The sequence below is a fragment of the Nocardia sp. NPDC052254 genome, assembly GCF_040679495.1.
Taxonomy (GTDB): domain Bacteria; phylum Actinomycetota; class Actinomycetes; order Mycobacteriales; family Mycobacteriaceae; genus Nocardia.
This window is the reverse complement of record NZ_JBFAUW010000001.1, coordinates 203262-220398: the sequence shown is the minus strand read 5'-3', so window position 1 is coordinate 220398 and position 17137 is coordinate 203262. Positions and strand designations below refer to the sequence as shown.

Below are 17137 nucleotides of genomic sequence, written 5' to 3'. Positions count from 1 at the left end.
CGATGGCCAGGGCCCTCACCACCGCACTGACCACCGGGATCGGTGCCGGGCCCCTCATCGGATTCGTGCTGCCGCTGGCCGTGTGGCCCGGTGAGGCACGGCTCACCGGGCCCCTGTTCTGCTCGCCCCACCTCGACCCCATCGTGGTGTCGGATACCTTCCACGACTCCGAGGGCACCTCGGTGAACTACACCCTGTACTGCGTCGACGACCACGGCGCATTCACCGACGAGGGATTTCTGCTGCCGTTCCTGGTGCTTTTCGCCGCACACATCCTGATCGCCACCGCGCTCGCGTTCATCGTGATCGTGACGGGACGCATCGGCTCGCCGAGTGTGCCGGCACCCACACCCGATACCGGCGCTGTCGAGCTCTGACCCGGCCCCGGGGCGGATCAGGCTGCCGCCGAAGCCTTCTCGGCGGTCGCGGGCGTCTCACCGCCGTGTTCGCGCCAGCCGGGCGGCCCGACGAGGTAACCGATCCGGCCGCGCCAGGTCCGGGCGGTGCGGACATCACCCAGCATCGCGGTGAATTCGTGGTAGTTCACCCGCAGCGGATTGCCCGTGCCGATGTCGTGGGTCAGGCCGTAGCGGATGGGTTCGGATTCGGCGGCGAAACTGCCGAACAGCCGATCCCACACGATGAACACACCCCCGTAGTTGGTGTCGAGATACGGCTGATTCGAACCGTGGTGCACCCGATGATGCGCCGGAGTGTTGAACACGAATTCCAGTGGCCGCCACAGCGTGCCGATGCGCTGCGTGTGGATCGGGAACTGATAGAGCAGCCCGAGACTGTTGAGCAGGAAGATCATCCACGCCGGGAAGCCCAGCAGCGCCGCCGGCACCCACGCCAGACTGCGCACCACCGAGGCGAACGGGTTGAGCCACGGCAGCCGGATCGCGGTCGACAGATTGAAGTATTTGCTCGAGTGATGCACCGAATGCGCCGTCCACAGCAACCGGACGCGGTGATCGGCCCGATGCGCCCAGTAGTAGCAGAAGTCGGTGACCACCAGGCCCAGCACCCACACCCACCAATGGCTCGGCGACAGGTGCAGCGGTGTCACCGCGGCCGCTGCCACGATGGTGGAGAACGGCAGCACGTACTGCAACAGCGGTTTGGTCACCTGCCCCAGCACATAGGTGGCCCAGTTGGTGGCCGCCTCACGGCCGTAACGGCCACTGGGCGCGCGCTGCGGATCGCGGCGGATATCCCACCACTCCACCGACATCGACAGCACGAAAGCCGGCACCGCGTATATCGCCAGGTGCGCGTTGTTCATCCGGACTCCTGTTCCGTTCCCGGGCCGCGGGGCACTGCCGCCCGGTGGGCCGGGGTCGACGTTAACGGCGATGACCGGTGCAAACATCAGGCGGAGGAGGGATCGGCCGTCCCCCGTGGGAGGGACTCGCGGCCCCCCGGGCGCCGGTATCGTCGCGGGGGTGCCGGTGCAGCCAACAGTGAGCTCGTCGCGGTGGTCGCCGCCGAGCTGGATCCGCCGCGCCGGCCTCGCCGCCGAGCGGGCGGAACAGCCGCCGGTCGTCGCGGTCCCGGGCGAGCTGCGTGCGTTTCGTCGATCGCTGACCAGACAGTCGGTGGCCGTCGCCGTGGTCGCGGCGGTCGTGGACGCGATCGTCTTCGCGGTGTCGGGCATCTTCTCCACGGCGCCGGTGTCCGGCGGCGTCGTCCTGGCGGCCATGATCGCCGTCGATCTCGCCTTCGCCGCCCCGCCCAGCACCGCAGCGGTGGTCGCGCTCGCCCAGGTGGTCCTGCGGATCGTGGTGGCGTGGCTACTGCATCGGCACGGTCTGACCGTCCGCATCGCCGATGTCGGTTTCCTCGTCGCCGGGTATCGCGCCGGAGCCTGGATATCGGGACGGGCCTCGCTGTTCATCGTGCCGGTGCTGGTCCTCGGCGCATCGGCCGCGCCGTTGATCTCGCGTGGCGCGGCGTCCGGTGATTGGCGGCTGCTGGTCACCGGCGCGGTGTCCGGCGGCCTGGTGCCCTGGCTGGTCGGTCGCTACACCGCCGGCCGGGGCGCCTACATCGCCGAATTGGAACAGCGCCAGCGACTCGCGGGCCAGCAGCAGTCCGCGGCTCTCGAGCGCGCCCTGACCGACGAGCGCGCCGCCATCGCCCGCGACCTGCACGATGTCATCACCCACCACGTCAGCGCGATCGCCGTCCATGCCGGGGCGGCCCGGATGGCGCTCGATGCCACGGCGACCGGTGCCGAAGATCCGGCCGCGCGATCGTTGTGCGCCGTCGAATCCGAGAGCCGCGCCGCCATGGTCGACCTGCGCCGTCAGCTCGATTTCCTGCACGGCCGCGAGGACAGTGAACATCGCCAGCCCGGCATGGCCGATATCGAAGATCTGGTGGATCGGATGCGGGCCGCGGGACTGCGGGTCGCGGTGCTGACCGCCGACTCCGCTCTGCCCCGATCACTGGACATCACGGTATTCCGGATCGTGCAGGAACTGCTCACCAACGCGTTGCGTCACGGGACCGGCACGGCGACGCTGACTGTCGGCGTCGACACCGAATGGGTCGTCGTGCAGGAGTCCAATCCGGTTGTCGCCCAACCCGTCAGGCACACGCAACCAGCGCACGGCCTCGCGGCGGCAGATCCGCGGAGCGCGAGCCGTGGCCCTCGGGGCCCCCTCGCAACACTGCCCGCGGCCCTGGTCCCGGCAGCCGTGCTCGCGGCGCCCGAGCCCGACCGGTCGCGGGCAGCCGTGGTGGCGCGCGGACTCGAGGGGATCCGGCGCCGCGCCGAACTTTTCGGCGGCACCGTCACCGGTGGTCTCGTCGCCACGGACCGCTGGGAGATCACGGTGCGCATTCCGGGGGGCGCGGCGTGACCGGTCCACTGCGCGTACTGATCGCCGACGATCACGCGATGTTCCGCTCCGGTCTGCGCGCGGTCCTCGACGCCGCACCCGATCTGGAATGCGTCGGCGAGGTCTGCGACGGCCGCAGCGCGATCGGAGAAACCGCTCGCCTGCGCCCCGATGTCGCCATCCTCGATGTCCGCATGCCCAAACTCGACGGCTTGGCCGCCACCGAGGCCATCGTCGCGGCCGGCGGCACCCGCGTTCTCGTGCTGACCACCTACGACAGTGAGGACAGCCTTGCCCGCGCGCTCCAGGCCGGTGCCAGCGGATTCCTGTTGAAAACGCTGCCGCCGGAGGAATTGATCGGCGCCGTCCGGGTGGCCGTCCGCGGCGACGCCGTCATCGATCCGTCGATGACCCGGCGCCTGGCTCCACGATTCGCCGGCACACTGACCTCACCCGCCCCACCGGTTCATTCCCTCACGGCCCGCGAACAGCAGGTCCTCTTGCTGCTGGCCGATGCCCGCAGCAACAGTGAGATCGCCGCGGCCCTCGGTGTCGGCGAGGAGACGGTCAAGACCCACGTCTCCCGAATCCTGTCGAAACTGCAGGTCCGCGACCGAATCCAGGCCGTCGTCCACGCCTACCGCCACGGCCTGGTGCCCCCGGGGCCCGGCCGGTAGCCGCCGCGATCATTCCGGATGCGGGACTCGCTCGGCGCCTATCCGATCCATGCGGTCTCGTCCCCACACACCCAGCGGCGCCAGCGCGGCGTTCAACTCCACCCCGAACGCGGTGAGTGAATACTCCACTCGCGGTGGCACTTCGGCGTACACCTCACGATGCACGACATCGTCGTGTTCGAGCTCACGCAACTGCTGAATGAGTACCTTCTCCGACACTCCGGGCAGTCCCCGCCGCAGCTGCCCGAACCGGCGGGTGCCGTGCGTGTCGAGATCCCAGAGAATCAACGCCTTCCACTTGCCGCCGACGACATCCATCGCCGCGTCGATCCCGCACAGATACGGACCTCGCCGTTCGCTCATCACGCTTTCCACCTGGTCACAAACCTACGGGTAAGTACTGCACAAATTAGTAGGTACTTGGCGCACAAGCCAATACGGGACAGGATCGACAGCGGCGCGCCGACCGATCCGAAAACCTGAAGGAGTTGAACCGTTTTGCCGGACCAGCGAACAATCAGCGTACTCGGCCTGGGCGCGATGGGCAGGGCACTGGCGATGACCGCGTTGCACGGCGGGCACCGCGTCCGGGTGTGGAATCGCACCGGCGGCAAGGACATCGAGCTCGTCGCCGCCGGCGCCGATCGTGCCGCGACACCGGCCGACGCTGCCGCGGACGCCGATCTCGTCATCGCCTGCCTGCTCGACCACGCTTCGGTACAGGCCGTACTGGAACCGATCGCGGCGACGCTGTCACACACCGCGCTGGTCGACCTGACCAGCACCACCCCCGAAGAAGCACGGCAGCTCGCCGACTGGGCGCGCGGCCACGACATCGCCCACCTCGATGGCGGCATCATGGCCGTGCCGGACATGATCGGTGGCCCCGCCGCCGCGATCCTCTACAGCGGCGACGCCGGCACCTTCGCGACGGCACGCCCGGTACTCGACCTGTTCGGCTCCGCGGAGTACCTGGGCGCCGATCCCGGCCTGGCCGCCGCCCACGATTTCGCACTGCTCGCGGCGATGTACGCCATGTTCGCGGGTTTCGCCCAGGGCGCGGCGATGCTGCGGTCCGCGGGTGTCTCGGCCACCGACTTCGCCGAGCGCGCGGTCCCCTGGCTCACCGCGATGACCCGCTCACTACCGGGACAAGCGCTCCTCGTCGACAGCGGTGACTACCGCACCGACGTGCAGAACCTGCACTTCAACAAGGCGGCTCTGGACGCCATCGTGCGGTCCGCCCGCGAGGCGGAAACCACCGCTGACGTGCTACGACCCGTCAAGGCCCTCGTCGACGAACAGGTCGCAGACGGCCATGGAGAGCTGGCGTTCGCGCGGATCGTGGAGGGTTTGCGCCCCTGATCGGGGCGCATGCCGAACCGACCGGCGGGGGCTCCGGCAGCGTCCGGATCCTCCACCGGGGACGATCCCGCGGGCAAATATCCCGCATCACACAGGCCCGAACGCTCGTCACCGCCGTCGAACCGGGATTATCCTCGCGGTGTGTCGACCCATCACCGGGCCGCCGGTGATGTTCAATCGGTGCCGTTGAGGTTCCAGCGAACGAGTGAAAGGTTAGAGACATGGCACTTCCCACCATGACCGCCGAGCAACGCTCCGAAGCGCTGGCCAAGGCGGCCGCGGTCCGAAAGGCGCGGTCGGAGCTGATCGAGCAGATCCGCAAGGGCTCGGTCTCCTTGTCCCAGGTGCTCGAGCGTGCCGACAAAGAGGACCTGGTCAAAAAGACGAAGGTCGCCGCGGTCATCAAAGCCCTGCCCGGCATCGGCCCGGTCAAGGCAGCCAAGCTCATGGACGAGGCCGACATCCCTGTCGACCGTCGCATCGGCGGACTGGGTTCGCGTCAGCGTGCCGCACTACTCGAGGCGTTGACGAACTAACCCTCCAGAAGGCGGCGCTCAGCAGCCAGGACCTGCACGAAGACCCGTGATTTGGACCTTGCGGATTGATCCGTTAACCTTGCTGAGCACCACCGGTCCGGGTGGCGGAATGGCAGACGCGCTAGCTTGAGGTGCTAGTGTCCTATTAACGGACGTGGGGGTTCAAGTCCCCCTCCGGACACAACCAGTACACCCACGGATGGTCGCGGTTGAGATTCAACCGCGACCATCCGTTTTTCATGGTTGTAGGTAAGTTTCAGGCCAAGTTGCTGGTAGACCGGCCGTTTGTCGCGGGCATCGGAGGTGCGCAAAATTCTTGTCAGTCCGCCGAGATGCTCTACCACTTCCGTGATTTCGGTTCGGGTCATGCGACGGCGGGTTGGTGAGTCCCGGCCGCTGGCGTCGATTTGCGCTTCGGCCAACTGGCGCTCTCGCTGAACTTCTTGGATCCATTCAGTGACCAGGACTGGGTCGGCTCCGGCTTCCAACGCGGCACGGTGCCGAGCGAGTTTCCGATCGTATTCCTCCAGGGAGGTCGCTGGATCAGCCTGCGCCTGCGCGCCGAGATGGACGGGCTGCGACTTCTCAAGGCTCGTGAGTGAGTGTTCGATCCGGTCGGCGTCGAATACGCCGGCCAGCCATGTGTCGATCTTCTCGATGACGGCATCTTCGCGGATGTGCACCGACTTCGGATGGTCGATCAGGTTGGCGATCGCGTATTCGGCGGGACAGCGGCAGCGGTGGTGCGCTGATCCCCGGACCCAGTTGCCCTGCATCCGTCGACCGCAACTCTCGTGGAACACCATGCCCGTAAAGCCGTAGGGATGCTGGTGACGGGTTATCTCCCGCCCCGTGGACCGCGGTCCACGCGACGCCAGCCGCAGATGAACCAGTTCGAGGGTTTCGTTCGTGACGAGCGCGTCGTGGACAGGCTGATCGGAAAATCCCAGTCACTCTTAGGATTCCATGCCAGCTTGGTTTCGTGCCCCAGCGCGACATCTTCGACGTTGATCAGCGCCCCTGCTTGCGCTGCTTGTTCCACACCTCGTATCTGGTGTAGCGCGGGTTGGTCAGGATCGCTCGCACGGCGCTCTTCGACCATGCGATCGCCACCCGGTGAGGGTTGCGCTTTCTGTCATGGGCTGACAGCGACAGCACACGGTCTGCGGTCAACCGTTGCGCGATCGCGAAAACGCCTATTCCCGAGAGGTATTCGCTGAAGATGCGCTGAACGATGGGTGCAGTGAGAGGGTCCGATTCGAGCTTGTGGAGCCGTTTTCCATCGGCGGCCTTGCCCGGGTTCGGGTGTGGACCGGCGTCGGCGAGTCGGTAACCGTACAGTGGGCGACCGCCGTGCGTGGCGCCTACCGCGCGCCGTGACTCGAACCGCAGGACCATTGACATATCTGCCCTGGTCAGACACTTTCCTCTGCGAGTGGATAGAGGCGATCATGGCAGCGAAGTTCGAGCTCTTCGAAGACGCGTCGAGAAAGTTCCGATTCCGGCTCAAGGCCGGCAACGGCGAGATCATCGCCCAGAGCCCAAGCTCTACGACAGCAAGGAATCCGCAAAAAAGGGCATCTCCTCGGTTCAGTCCAACGCCGCCGGCGCCGCGGTCGTCGACCTCACCGCCTAAGTCGCCTCTCCACGTCCGGGCGTATGTTCAGTCCGGCGAGCCCACATCGCCCGGGATCTGATCCGCGCAAGCCTGCCCAGCTCGGATGGCGCAGCGTGGTCGTGAACTCGCGGTAGTACACCGTGGCGACCAGTGCGGGCTCGACCCAGTACGCCGGCGTCGACCCGAACCGCGGTGGTGACGCGAACGGGCTTGCCTCGCTGGTGATCCCGTCCAGGCGAGCCTGCAGCATGCGGCGCTGCGGGGTCGAGAACCCGGTGCCCACGGTGCCGACGTAGACGAACTCTCCGGTCGGCGTGTGTCCGCCCAGGATGAGCGACCCGAACACCCCGGAATCGGGCCGGCGGCCCCGGGGGATCCAGGCGGCGACAACGACATCGGCGGATCTGCGTAGCGGGGTCTTGATCTACGACCTCGACTGGCGCCCAGGGCGGTATGTCGAGTCCAATCGTTTGGACACGATGCCCTCGAGGCCGTGTTCGGCCGCGGCGTCGAGCAGCTGCGCCGGGGCGATATCGGTCCAGTACGAGCGACACGGAGCACATGCGCGCAGCGCAGTCGGTGTTGCGGTGCTGCCCCTCGAGGGCGTGGTTTCACCATTATGATGTCGAAGTGTCCGGTAGCGACGGAGAGCCGAGGCAAGTCGAACTCATCGGCCCTGTTGCTCAAGTGTTCACGTACTCGATCGCGGCCGGTCTGATGGTGGCGGGGCCTGCTCTCGCCTTGACGGGTGATTCGTTGTGGGATGGGTTGTGCCCGACGATCGTCACGTTCCCGATCGGCCTCGCCATCGCGGTGACAACCTACGGAGAGCGGTGGAACGCCAAGCGGTTCCGGAACGCCGGGGTCGTTTCGACAGCGGAGATCGTCGCGGTCCGAATACGTCAAGGGGGTGAGAATCCGGATGTTGCCGAACTTCGGGTCCGCATCAGCGGTCCGGGCTTCGATACGTTCGCGGCGGACTGTGAAGTACCGGCCGTTCTCCCGCTTCCGAGGATCGGTGACCGGCGCCAGGTGGTAGTTGATCCCTCCGACTACACCTTCGCAATCGGCTACGACCACTTGTTCGAGAGCGACTGACCCGCCACAGCGCCGCCGCCGTCCCCACACCCGTGACACGGCCGGCCGCGCCACTCCCGACCGTTCGGCGCAGTGCTCGTCGCCACGTGACACCGCGGTCTGATGCAGAAGTCGAAAGCCATATCGCTGAGCCAGATTCGCGGTCGATGGCGGGATTGGCCGAGTTCGGCCGCATTCTGGATCTGGTCGAGTGTGCATTGCTTCACCGAGGAGACCAACACATCGACCACGATGGCGTAGATGCGGTCTGCAACGACGCGAGCCATCCCGACCAACACCCCTCCCCGTCGTCGGCCACGACCGCGAACAATGACGCCGCCAACGCCGCCACCTTCCAATTCCTCTGATCTGCAATGAAATCCTCTTGCGCACAAGGTAATTTGCGCTCATTGAGAACTCATTATCGTTGGTTGCCAACCAGCGTTCGCTCGTGCGCTCCTGCTCCAGAGGCTTCATTCGTCTTGACGACGGCAGGTGGTTCCGGACGATCGCGACTTCAGCGCCGGTCGTGCGGATTACACGGGCCGGAGTTGGGCGCCGTGCTCGTATTGCGGGCCGCGGGGACCGTAGTCGAGTTCGGCGCCACGATTGCCGCTTTCTGTGACCGCGGCCGGTGAGTCGAAGGGATCCATGATCGATTCGACGAAGATCAACCGGTCGTTGGGTGCGGCCAGGGCGTTGTGCAGGTCCGCCGGGGTCTCGGCGACGAACGAGCGTGCAGTGGTGTCGGGACGGAGGACTTTGGGCAGGCCAGCATAGGCCCAGGTCGCGATGTCGTTGTAGGGCTTGCCCTTGCCGAGGTAGCCGCGTTCGATGGTGTATCCCCCGTTGTTGATCAGGAAAATCACCGGCTTGTGGTCGTATCGCAGGATCGTCGAGAGCTCCGCAGCCGTCAGCTGGAACGATCCGTCGCCCACGAACAACAGGTGGCGCCGTTGCGGCGCTGCTGTCAGCGTGCCGAGCAACGCCGCGACCGAGTAGCCGATGGACCCCCAATTCACCGATCCGATGAAGGTGCAGCCCGGCGGGAGCTGCAATCCGAACAGCGCGTATGACGTGCCGTTGTCGACCAGGAGCACGTCCCCGGGCCGGATGTAGCTTTGCACAGCCTGCCAGTACGCGGCCTGCGTCAGCGCGAACGAGTTGTCAGCATGAGTGCGTGGCGCGGTGTCCATCGGCTGGTGCGCGCCACGGGTGGCATGACCGGTGGCGTGGGGCATCGCGTCGATCACGCCGCGAAGAATTTCCGCGACCGTCACTGCCTGGTAGTTGGCATTGCCGACGTCGGCCGAGTGTCCCCGTAGGTGAATGGTGTCGGCGGGCAGAGAGGCCGTGAAGTCGCCTGTGGTCGCTTCGATCGGTCGGTAGCCGATGCAGAGCAGGCAGTCAGCGGACTGGATCGCATCGAGTGTCTGGGGCGCACTCGCCTTGCCGTTGTAGACCCCGGCGTAGTGAGGGAATGTCTCGTCGATCACGGCTTTGGCCGTGCTACTCACTGCAACCGGAATCTGCGTCTTACCAGCCAGTTCCATGACTTCGGCGGCGACACCGAATCGGTCCACGTCCAGGTCCACCAGAATTGCCGGTGAGGCGGCGTCGGACAGATGTGCCACGACAGCATTGACGCACGACTCCAGGCGTTCGGCGTCGCTCGGCGGCTGTTCGAGCATAAGCGGATCGGCCGGAACCTCGATATCGAGATAGGCGATATCGGAGGGCAGCTCCACATACACCGGCAGCTTCTGCCGCCATGCGGTGAGAATCAGTCGGTCGATTTCGATCGCCGCATTGCACGGGGTCAGCCTGGCCTGTGCGACAGTCACCTGGGCGAAGGCCCCGAGGAAACGGTCCCAGGTCCCGTCGGCCATCGTATGGTGCATTCCCAACCCGCGGTCGATGGACCGCAGCGGTATCGATCCGCAGATACAGACCACCGGAACATGCTCGGCGTAGCTGCCGGCGACCCCGTTGATCGCACTCATCGCGCCTACGGCGTTCGTCACCAACAACGCCCCCATGCCGTTCAGTCGCGCATAGCCGTCCGCCGCGTAGGACGCGTTCAACTCACCGCAATTGCCCACCCATTGTATGGAGCTGTGGTCCTCGAGCTGGTGGAGCAATTCGAGGTTGTAGTCACCGGGGACGCCGAACAAGTGGCCGACCCCAGCCTCTTCCAGACGGCGAAACAAAAAGTCGCCGATGGTCATTCGCCGGGTTTCACGCCTGGACATCGCATGCGCCTTTCGCATCGTCTCGCGCTGATATCACTGTCTCGAGCCGGTCCGATTCCACCGAGGCCGGACGCCCTGACCGGTCGTGACGGCTCGGATCCCGAATGTGCCCACGCGACGTGCGGGGCTGGCATTCTGCCCATCAACCGGCGGCGTGTGGTTCGATGTGCGGCACTCGGTCGGCGTCGATCGAACGCGGCGGGCGGTTCTTGGCAACCTCTCAGCGACGATGCTGATCGGGTCGGTGACAGGCGGTTTCGATTACTCGTCCCACAGACCCAACAGTATAGCTAACTCACCACATCGAGTACGATCAACGGGACGCATAGCTGTCGTGCGGTCCACGAGCTTCTCGGCCCCGCGCATGAGATCCAGGGCGCGGTTCACCTTGATTCCTGCCGAATGGCAGGTCGCGCAGTTGGTCACCGAAGGCAAGATGAATCGGCAGATCACAGAGCAACTGTTCATCTCCCGGAAGACCGTCAGCACGAACCTGCGCCGTGTGTTCGACAAGTCGGCGTCAATTCCCGTGCCGAGCTCACCCGAGCCGTCACCGGACCTCGCGATCGACGCGACAGTGGCAGTAGCGGTTCGCCCATCGCTCCCTCATCCAGGTGAGTGACCGCCGGGCATGCGCGGCCCATACTCAGCCCATGACGAACCGACTGGAGTTCAACGTGTTCACCGCACCCGCCAAGGCGCTGGTGGGCGAGCGCCCGAGACCGTTCGGAGAGCCATTCGCCTTCGATGCGGGCACCTCCACCCTCATCTACGGCGAATACGACGCCGTTCTGGTCGATGCGTTCCACACCACCGCGGAGGCAGCCGCCCTGGCGGACTGGGTGGCGCTGCACCACCGCAACCTGACCACCATCTACATCACTCACGGCCATCTGGACCACTACTTCGGTCTCACCGTCCTGCTCGACCGCTTCCCGACCGCCCGTGCGATCGCAACCCCGGGCACCGTGGCCGAGATCCGGGCCGCCGACCCCGACATGACACGGGTCCTGCTCGGACTGCTGCCCGGACAGGTCGTCCCGAACATCACCGCACCACAGCCCTACGACAACGACACGATCACCCTCGAAGGGCGCGAACTGCGCATCATCGAGCAAGGACGGACGGACTTCCCGCACAGCACCTCGCTGCACGTTCCGTCGATCGACCTCGTCGTCGCCGGTGACGTGCTGTACAACAAGTGCCACATGTATGTCGGCGAAACGACCGCCGACAGCCGCGACAATTGGATCGCCGCCCTGGACCGGCTGGCTGCCCTGCAGCCGAAATACGCTGTGGCAGGCCACAAGAAGACCGGCGAGCCCGATACTCCGGATGCGATCGCGCAGTCGCAGAACTACCTTCGCCACTTCAGCCGATTACAGCGCAGCGGCCTCTCCGATCAGGAGTTGTTCGATGAAATGGGCGAGCGGTTCCCCGACTGGGTCAGTCACCAGTCATGGCTGATGTTCGGATTTTCCTGAGCGCGGCCCGGTCCGTGAGCCGGTGGCGGTCTCCCGGTCAGATCCGAGACGTGATCGATCAGGATACGATGCCGGCTCCACCTCGGCACCACCTGCCCGCCCGGCGAGAGTCTGTGAAGGTACAAGGATCGAGAGCTGTGTCGCCGCGTGAATCGGAAGAGGTCGATTCTGAGTTCGTCTGGCTCGTGGTCGGCTACGAAACAGTTATAGACCGCGTGGCTGCGAACCGTCGGGGACCGACGAACGGCGACTGTCACAAGGTTGAGGGCCCGTCACGCCGTGCCATGGGAGATGAATCCGATCGAAGGAGCGCTGGACATGACAACCATGCGGTCTCTCGTTGCCGACACAGTGGGCGAACCATCCGAGGTCCTGCACCTGCAAACTCGCCCTGTTCCGGAGCCCGGCCCTGGCGAGGTCCGGATCAAAGTGGCAGCCGTGCCCGTCCATGCCAGTGATCTGCACACCATCCGCGGCAGGTACGGATTCACCCCCCCAGTTCCCGACCGTCCCCGGAATCGAATCTGTCGGCGTGATCGATGAACTCGGTAGCGGGACACACGGTTTGAGCGTCGGGCAGCGAGTCGTCACGATCGGCGTCACCGGCACATGGCAGGAGTACGTCGTCGCCAGCGCCGAGCGGGTCTTGCCCGTTCCCGCAAGCATGAACGATTCCACCGCCGCCCAGATTCTTGCCAATCCGCTCACCGCCGTGATCCTGACCGGAGATGTGCTCGATGTCGGACCGGGTGAATGGCTGTTGCAGACCGCGGCCGGTTCCACCGTGGGCCAGTCGGTCATCCAACTCGGAACGCACATAGGCTTCAAGACCCTCAACGTGGTCCGCCGTCGAACCGCCGTCGACGACATCCTCGCGCGCGGCGGCACCGCGGTGATCTGCACGCAGGACGAGGACCTGCGCGAACGAGTAGCGGAGATCGTCGGCCCCGCCGGCGTGCACAAGGCAATCGATTGCGTCGGCGGGCAGGTAGGTGCCGACGTCTCGCACGCCCTGGCCCCACACGGTGAGCTGATCGTCTACGGTGCACTGTCCACGCACCGCCACACCGATCCCGCCGAACTCACCATCCCGATCTTCGCCCGCTCACTGATCTACGACACCAAGACCGTTCGGGGGTTCTGGCTGCTGCGCTGGCTCACCGAAACCCCGGGAGATCGATTGACCGCGACGATCGACCGGACACTTCACCTCGTCAACTCCGGCGCGCTGCGCGTGCCCGCGGGCCGACCGATTCCCCTCGAAATGTTCGGCGACGCCGTCTACTTGGCCGAAGCTCCCGAACACGGGGGCAAACCGCTTCTGGTATTCGAACGAAGCCTTCCTGATGAGTAGATCTCACGGTCCGGCACGCGAATTCGCTGGGACGTTCCCGAATGAAAAAGCGGCAACCCGCCGCCCATGAGGACAGAGGAAAATCCGAGATGACCACACAACATCTGCACGCGAACACCACCGTGACCCCTCAGCAGTTCATCGCCGGTCTGACCGATTTCGGGCCGGGAAGATCCGAACTCTTCGGAAACAGCGCCGACGACCAGCTGAAAGTCCACGACTCCGGCGACGGCTTCGCCGACGTGACCGAAGGCTCCAGTGGTGCCTGGGAAACGCTGCACTACGACTGGTCCAACCCGGCGCACGTGGTTCTCACCACCACGGACTCCAACGCGTGGGGACGCCACTCAGGACACACCTACGACCTGACCACGCGTGCAGATGGAACGACCGACATCGACTACACCGTCGTCCGGGAGGGCAAGAACCTGCGGGGATGGGCACTCGAAACCGTACTGAGCACAGTCGGCCGCGGCGCGCTGCCGAAAGCATTCCGCAACTCGGTCACAGCCATCGAGAAACGAAGCGCGACCCGCACCGACCAGTAACACATCTGCAACGGCACGGTGCACCGCCAGCCCGGACTTCATGCGCGAATCGAGAAACCCACGACCGCCCGCTCGGCAAACGACATCCCGGAACGTCCGGTCGTCGGCACGCCGCGCAGTGCGGACCGGATCGAGTTTCGCCGGACTTGGATCAGACGAGTCTCCAATCCCTCTGCCAAGAACCTCGACAAACGTTGAAGGTGACCCTGAAACCTGTTGGTCAGGGCCACCTTTGGCAGTAGCGGGGACAGGATTTGAACCTGCGACCGCTGGGTCATGAGCCCAGCGAGGAACAGTCCCCGGCCGCGTCTCCACAGCGCAGTGACGTCCTGCGATCCCAGAGATCCCCTCGGCCTGGCGACAGGAGTCGACTGCGGCCCGCTTGGGTTAGCGTGGCCGCGGCTACCTGCCGGGTCACTGAAGACGTGATCATCTCGTCCTCGTTCGCAGTCCGGTCAGTCCAGCCGAGCGCGGCGGTGGTCCGGAGAGGCCGGCCGCTACTTCCGGCGGTCCTCCGGGCAAAGCAACCGCCTTCCGCTGTGTCCGGTGTCGTAGGCTCGGGCAGACGAAACCCCCATGAGGAGCTGACCGTGACGGTATCGAATCCCGACGCGCATCCCCGTATCGCCGCCGAGGAGTTCCTGGCCGCTGAGCCCGACGCTTTCAGCACCACATTCGGCGATGTCGAGATCGTCGACGGTGCTGTGGTGCGTTTGATGGCCCAGAGCGAGGCGCACAGCCGTGTCGTTCGTCGGCTGGGGACGGCACTCGAGGATGCTCGCGATCCTGCGGGCCCGTGCCTGCGGGTCGGGTCCGACGTCGCCGTCAGGTTCCCCGACGCGGACGATCGCCGAGCCGACCATCGACTCAACGTGCGTTACCCCGACCTCTTCGTTCGTGATTGCGATCCGGATGACGTCAATACCGTTCGTGACCACATCGCTCTCATTGTCGAAGTCGTCTCCAAGGCCACCGTCGATGCCGACACCAGCGACAAACACACCCTGTACGCGCGCGCCGGAATACCGGTCTATCTGATCGTTCATTTCGACAAGAGTTGGGAAACGATCGACCGTATCGAGGAATACCGGCTCGAGTGGTCCGGACTGCGCTACATGCCCCATAAAGTCCACCGCACCGCTCTGGTCCTCGACACCCCCGTCACGCTCGCCATCACATTCGACGCACTCCACCGCCCCTGACAATCAGCTCGACGTCCTGCGCAACCGGGTCGGCGCACGAAGCACTGACGCACTGCAACCCGCCGCCCGCCAAGCGATTTCGTGTCGGCCGATGCGGGATCGCTCGACGCCCTGTCCAAGTTGGCTCGGCAGACTCGCGCCGCCGAATTCCGCGCCTCACGGTGCACAAGGAAACCGAGAGCGCGCCCGAGAGCACGCAGATGCCCTCGCCGGCGGTGCGGACCATGATACTGTGCGGGCCTCGTCTGACCACCGTGGAGGTATCGTGCATCGTCTCATGCCGAAAATGATTGTCGCTGGGGCGATCTCACTGGCACTCGCTCTGCAGCCCACGATCGCGGCGGCAGCCCCGGACAGGACACCGTCGGACCCCGCACTCCCCGCCCGGACCCAGACGACAGCTCCTTTCGACCCCATCTGCCCCCTGTGCTTCCTGCGAGAATTGCTCGAGAGCGGTTCCGGCGGGATTGTCTGATTGCCGGCTCTGGCGCACTTCCGGTGGTAGCTGACGCGCGATCTCCGTCAACGCCGCCTTGTCCAGCTCCCCCTCCGCGAGAAGCCTTTTCAGCACATTGTTTTTCGCGCTCGAGTACGCTGTTCGGCACCGTGAGCCGATCCGGCCCGGGCACAGCGGGTTTCATGTCTGCGGCCACATCGCCGCCAATCGGGCCACCCGGAGTCCGGCGTGCAGGTCCAGCCGGGTCCCGCCGTCGGCGATATCGCTGCCCGTCACCTCACGAATGCGGTCCAGGCGGTAGTAGAGGGTGCTGCGGTGGATGTTCAGACTGCGTGCAGTGCGCGCGACCTCGCCGCCGTTGTCGAGATAGGACTCCAGGGTGGCCGCCAGCTCGCGGCCGTTCGGTGCGGCGAGCAGGCGCTGAATACCTGGCGGGAAGTCATCGGTGGTCAGATGATCGAGGGGCAGTTGCAGCAGCAGCCGATCCAATCCCAGTTCCTCCCAGAACACGCGCTGCCCGTAGCGAGTGGGGTCCAGTAGCGCTGCACGGCAAGCCAATTGGGCCTCGCGGTAGGAATTCACGGCCTCGTTCAGCGACCGTTTGAGCCCGCCGACCCCGGCGATGACTGTCGTGGCCCCGACCGGGACGAGCGCACGTTCGAGGCGTTCGTGGTTGACCGGCCGGGGGAACAACACCACACCCTCCACGCCGAGCACCGCGCCGATGATCTTCACGGTGGTGGCGCGCGCGGTGAACTCCAGGGTCGCCTCGACCGCGAGCCGGGTCACCGGCTTGGGCGAGGGCTCCGGGGCGCGGAACACCAGAACCGAGTAGTGATCGACGTTCTCGATCAGGCCCTCCTGCAGCAACAGGTCAGCGGCATGGCGGCTGTCGAGCGCCGAATCGCCGAACAGCGAGGACAGCAGCGATCGGGCGTGGTCGGCGCTGTGGCGCTGCTCGGACAGCTTCAGCGCCAGCAGCATTCCGATCTCCGCGCTCGCCGCGGCCAGCGCCCAGGACGCGGCGGCCTGCGCCGATGTGTCGCCGTCCGGGTGGTCGTCGACGAAGCAGAGGTAACCGAGCAGCCGCTTGTCGTGCCGCAGGGGCATCACCACCCGAACGCCCACATCGGCCTCGCCCGGGATCCGCACCGGGGCCGTCGCGGTCCGTAGGCCGTATTCCTTCACGGCAGCATCGGTCAGCAGGCTGCCCGTGCCGGCCAGCAGCCGGGCCAGCCGCGCCCAGCGGGCGTCGGTGTCGTGCATGCTGTAGGCGGCGACGTTCAGATCGAGATCGAGCGCGACCAGCGGCGAGCCCAGCCGATCGGCGAGATCTTGGACGGTGTCTTCGAGGCTCACACGATCACTCCTCTCTTCCGACATTCTGACGGATCGTTGCCCGGCGGTTGCGCGGCCCTCGCCAGCCGCTGCGGCAGGTCGATGAGCTGGGCATTCCGATCCGGTGTCGCACCGCCATCCTGCACGGCGCGACCGGCTGTTTCCTCCGACGCAGTGTCGGAACTTTTGGCCCAAACAGCGACATTTCGTCCGAGGCGCGAGAGTGTGTCCCGCTCCTATCGTGAGTCTCGGATCACAGAGCTGACCGTGACCGACCCACACCGGTCGTGAGCGACGGTCACCACATTCGCCCCGGAGCGGGACACCCGAATCGCGATCGTCTGCCCGGGTGGATGCGCGTATTCGCCTGCCCGGCGAGAGGA

20 protein-coding genes, 1 tRNA gene and 1 pseudogene are annotated in these 17137 nt (G+C 65.8%); 16 read left to right on the top strand and 6 right to left on the bottom strand.

Annotated features, from left to right (window positions below; all coding sequences use genetic code 11):
- Positions 1-2: 2 nt before the first annotated feature.
- Positions 3-377 (top strand): hypothetical protein, encoded by a 375-nt coding sequence (locus AB0L57_RS01085; RefSeq protein WP_364955092.1) that lies wholly within the window; start codon positions 3-5, stop codon positions 375-377.
- 17 nt (positions 378-394) lie between these two features.
- Here the strand turns inward: AB0L57_RS01085 and AB0L57_RS01080 are convergent, their stop codons facing one another.
- The gene (locus tag AB0L57_RS01080; RefSeq protein WP_364955090.1) at positions 395-1285 is read right to left on the bottom strand and encodes a sterol desaturase family protein; all 891 of its coding nucleotides are present in this window, start codon (positions 1283-1285) and stop codon (positions 395-397) included.
- Between the two features lie 160 nt (positions 1286-1445).
- Here AB0L57_RS01080 and AB0L57_RS01075 point away from each other — a divergent pair, with 160 nt between their 5' ends.
- Together AB0L57_RS01075 and AB0L57_RS01070 are read left to right on the top strand one after the other, a co-directional pair.
- The gene (locus AB0L57_RS01075; RefSeq protein ID WP_364955087.1) at positions 1446-2867 is read left to right on the top strand and encodes a histidine kinase; all 1422 of its coding nucleotides are present in this window, start codon (positions 1446-1448) and stop codon (positions 2865-2867) included.
- Positions 2864-3523, top strand: a complete 660-nt coding sequence (locus tag AB0L57_RS01070; protein WP_364955085.1) for a response regulator transcription factor — start codon at positions 2864-2866, stop codon at positions 3521-3523. Before AB0L57_RS01075 ends, AB0L57_RS01070 begins: the two co-directional genes overlap by 4 nt.
- 9 nt (positions 3524-3532) lie before the next feature.
- Here the strand turns inward: AB0L57_RS01070 and AB0L57_RS01065 are convergent, their stop codons facing one another.
- Positions 3533-3886 (bottom strand): helix-turn-helix domain-containing protein, encoded by a 354-nt coding sequence (locus tag AB0L57_RS01065; protein ID WP_364955082.1) that lies wholly within the window; start codon positions 3884-3886, stop codon positions 3533-3535.
- A gap of 135 nt (positions 3887-4021) precedes the next feature.
- On the opposite strand from AB0L57_RS01065, the gene AB0L57_RS01060 reads away from it, so the two are divergent.
- From AB0L57_RS01060 to AB0L57_RS01040, 5 genes are all read left to right on the top strand, one after another.
- Entirely contained in the window at positions 4022-4888 is an 867-nt protein-coding gene (locus AB0L57_RS01060; RefSeq protein ID WP_364955080.1) for an NAD(P)-binding domain-containing protein, read from the top strand.
- Positions 4889-5109: 221 nt separating this feature from the next.
- On the top strand, positions 5110-5424 hold the full coding sequence (gene mihF, locus AB0L57_RS01055; RefSeq protein ID WP_025349974.1) for an integration host factor, actinobacterial type: 315 nt from the start codon (positions 5110-5112) through the stop codon (positions 5422-5424).
- A 95-nt stretch (positions 5425-5519) separates the two neighbouring features.
- Positions 5520-5605 (top strand) — tRNA-Leu (locus AB0L57_RS01050).
- A gap of 226 nt (positions 5606-5831) precedes the next feature.
- Positions 5832-6026, top strand: coding sequence for a hypothetical protein (locus AB0L57_RS01045; protein ID WP_364955076.1), 195 nt, complete (start codon positions 5832-5834; stop codon positions 6024-6026).
- Complete coding sequence (locus AB0L57_RS01040) at positions 6027-6176, top strand: hypothetical protein (RefSeq protein WP_364955073.1); 150 nt, start codon at positions 6027-6029, stop codon at positions 6174-6176.
- A 259-nt stretch (positions 6177-6435) separates the two neighbouring features.
- Here the strand turns inward: AB0L57_RS01040 and AB0L57_RS01035 are convergent, their stop codons facing one another.
- Positions 6436-6828, bottom strand: coding sequence for a recombinase family protein (locus tag AB0L57_RS01035; RefSeq protein WP_364955069.1), 393 nt, complete (start codon positions 6826-6828; stop codon positions 6436-6438).
- A gap of 47 nt (positions 6829-6875) precedes the next feature.
- Here AB0L57_RS01035 and AB0L57_RS01030 point away from each other — a divergent pair.
- Positions 6876-7060: pseudogene (locus tag AB0L57_RS01030) on the top strand (DUF1508 domain-containing protein).
- Here the strand turns inward: AB0L57_RS01030 and AB0L57_RS01025 are convergent.
- Positions 7050-7388 carry a hypothetical protein gene (locus AB0L57_RS01025; RefSeq protein ID WP_364955066.1) on the bottom strand — a complete coding sequence of 113 codons (339 nt, stop codon included), beginning with the start codon at positions 7386-7388 and terminating at the stop codon, positions 7050-7052. The pseudogene AB0L57_RS01030 and the gene AB0L57_RS01025 overlap by 11 nt on opposite strands.
- Positions 7389-7603: 215 nt before the next feature.
- On the opposite strand from AB0L57_RS01025, the gene AB0L57_RS01020 reads away from it, so the two are divergent.
- Together AB0L57_RS01020 and AB0L57_RS01015 are read left to right on the top strand one after the other, a co-directional pair.
- Positions 7604-8140 (top strand): hypothetical protein, encoded by a 537-nt coding sequence (locus AB0L57_RS01020; protein WP_364955063.1) that lies wholly within the window; start codon positions 7604-7606, stop codon positions 8138-8140.
- Between the two features lie 146 nt (positions 8141-8286).
- A complete protein-coding gene (locus AB0L57_RS01015; protein ID WP_364955060.1) occupies positions 8287-8487 on the top strand; it encodes a hypothetical protein in 201 nt (66 codons plus the stop codon).
- Between the two features lie 168 nt (positions 8488-8655).
- On the opposite strand, the gene AB0L57_RS01010 is transcribed toward AB0L57_RS01015, so the two are convergent.
- A complete protein-coding gene (locus AB0L57_RS01010; protein ID WP_364955057.1) occupies positions 8656-10347 on the bottom strand; it encodes a thiamine pyrophosphate-binding protein in 1692 nt (563 codons plus the stop codon).
- Positions 10348-10600: 253 nt separating this feature from the next.
- Between AB0L57_RS01010 and AB0L57_RS01005 the strand changes: the two genes are divergently transcribed.
- From AB0L57_RS01005 to AB0L57_RS00985, 5 genes are all read left to right on the top strand, one after another.
- On the top strand, positions 10601-10993 hold the full coding sequence (locus AB0L57_RS01005; RefSeq protein ID WP_364957206.1) for a helix-turn-helix transcriptional regulator: 393 nt from the start codon (positions 10601-10603) through the stop codon (positions 10991-10993).
- A gap of 31 nt (positions 10994-11024) precedes the next feature.
- The gene (locus tag AB0L57_RS01000; protein ID WP_364955054.1) at positions 11025-11855 is read left to right on the top strand and encodes an MBL fold metallo-hydrolase; all 831 of its coding nucleotides are present in this window, start codon (positions 11025-11027) and stop codon (positions 11853-11855) included.
- A gap of 532 nt (positions 11856-12387) precedes the next feature.
- The gene (locus AB0L57_RS00995; RefSeq protein WP_364955051.1) at positions 12388-13209 is read left to right on the top strand and encodes a zinc-dependent alcohol dehydrogenase family protein; all 822 of its coding nucleotides are present in this window, start codon (positions 12388-12390) and stop codon (positions 13207-13209) included.
- 89 nt (positions 13210-13298) lie between these two features.
- The gene (locus tag AB0L57_RS00990) at positions 13299-13757 is read left to right on the top strand and encodes a hypothetical protein (protein WP_364955048.1); all 459 of its coding nucleotides are present in this window, start codon (positions 13299-13301) and stop codon (positions 13755-13757) included.
- 590 nt (positions 13758-14347) lie between these two features.
- Positions 14348-14959 carry a Uma2 family endonuclease gene (locus AB0L57_RS00985; RefSeq protein ID WP_364955045.1) on the top strand — a complete coding sequence of 204 codons (612 nt, stop codon included), beginning with the start codon at positions 14348-14350 and terminating at the stop codon, positions 14957-14959.
- A gap of 637 nt (positions 14960-15596) precedes the next feature.
- Here the strand turns inward: AB0L57_RS00985 and AB0L57_RS00980 are convergent.
- Entirely contained in the window at positions 15597-16775 is a 1179-nt protein-coding gene (locus AB0L57_RS00980; RefSeq protein WP_364955042.1) for a helix-turn-helix domain-containing protein, read from the bottom strand.
- Positions 16776-17137: the final 362 nt, after the last annotated feature.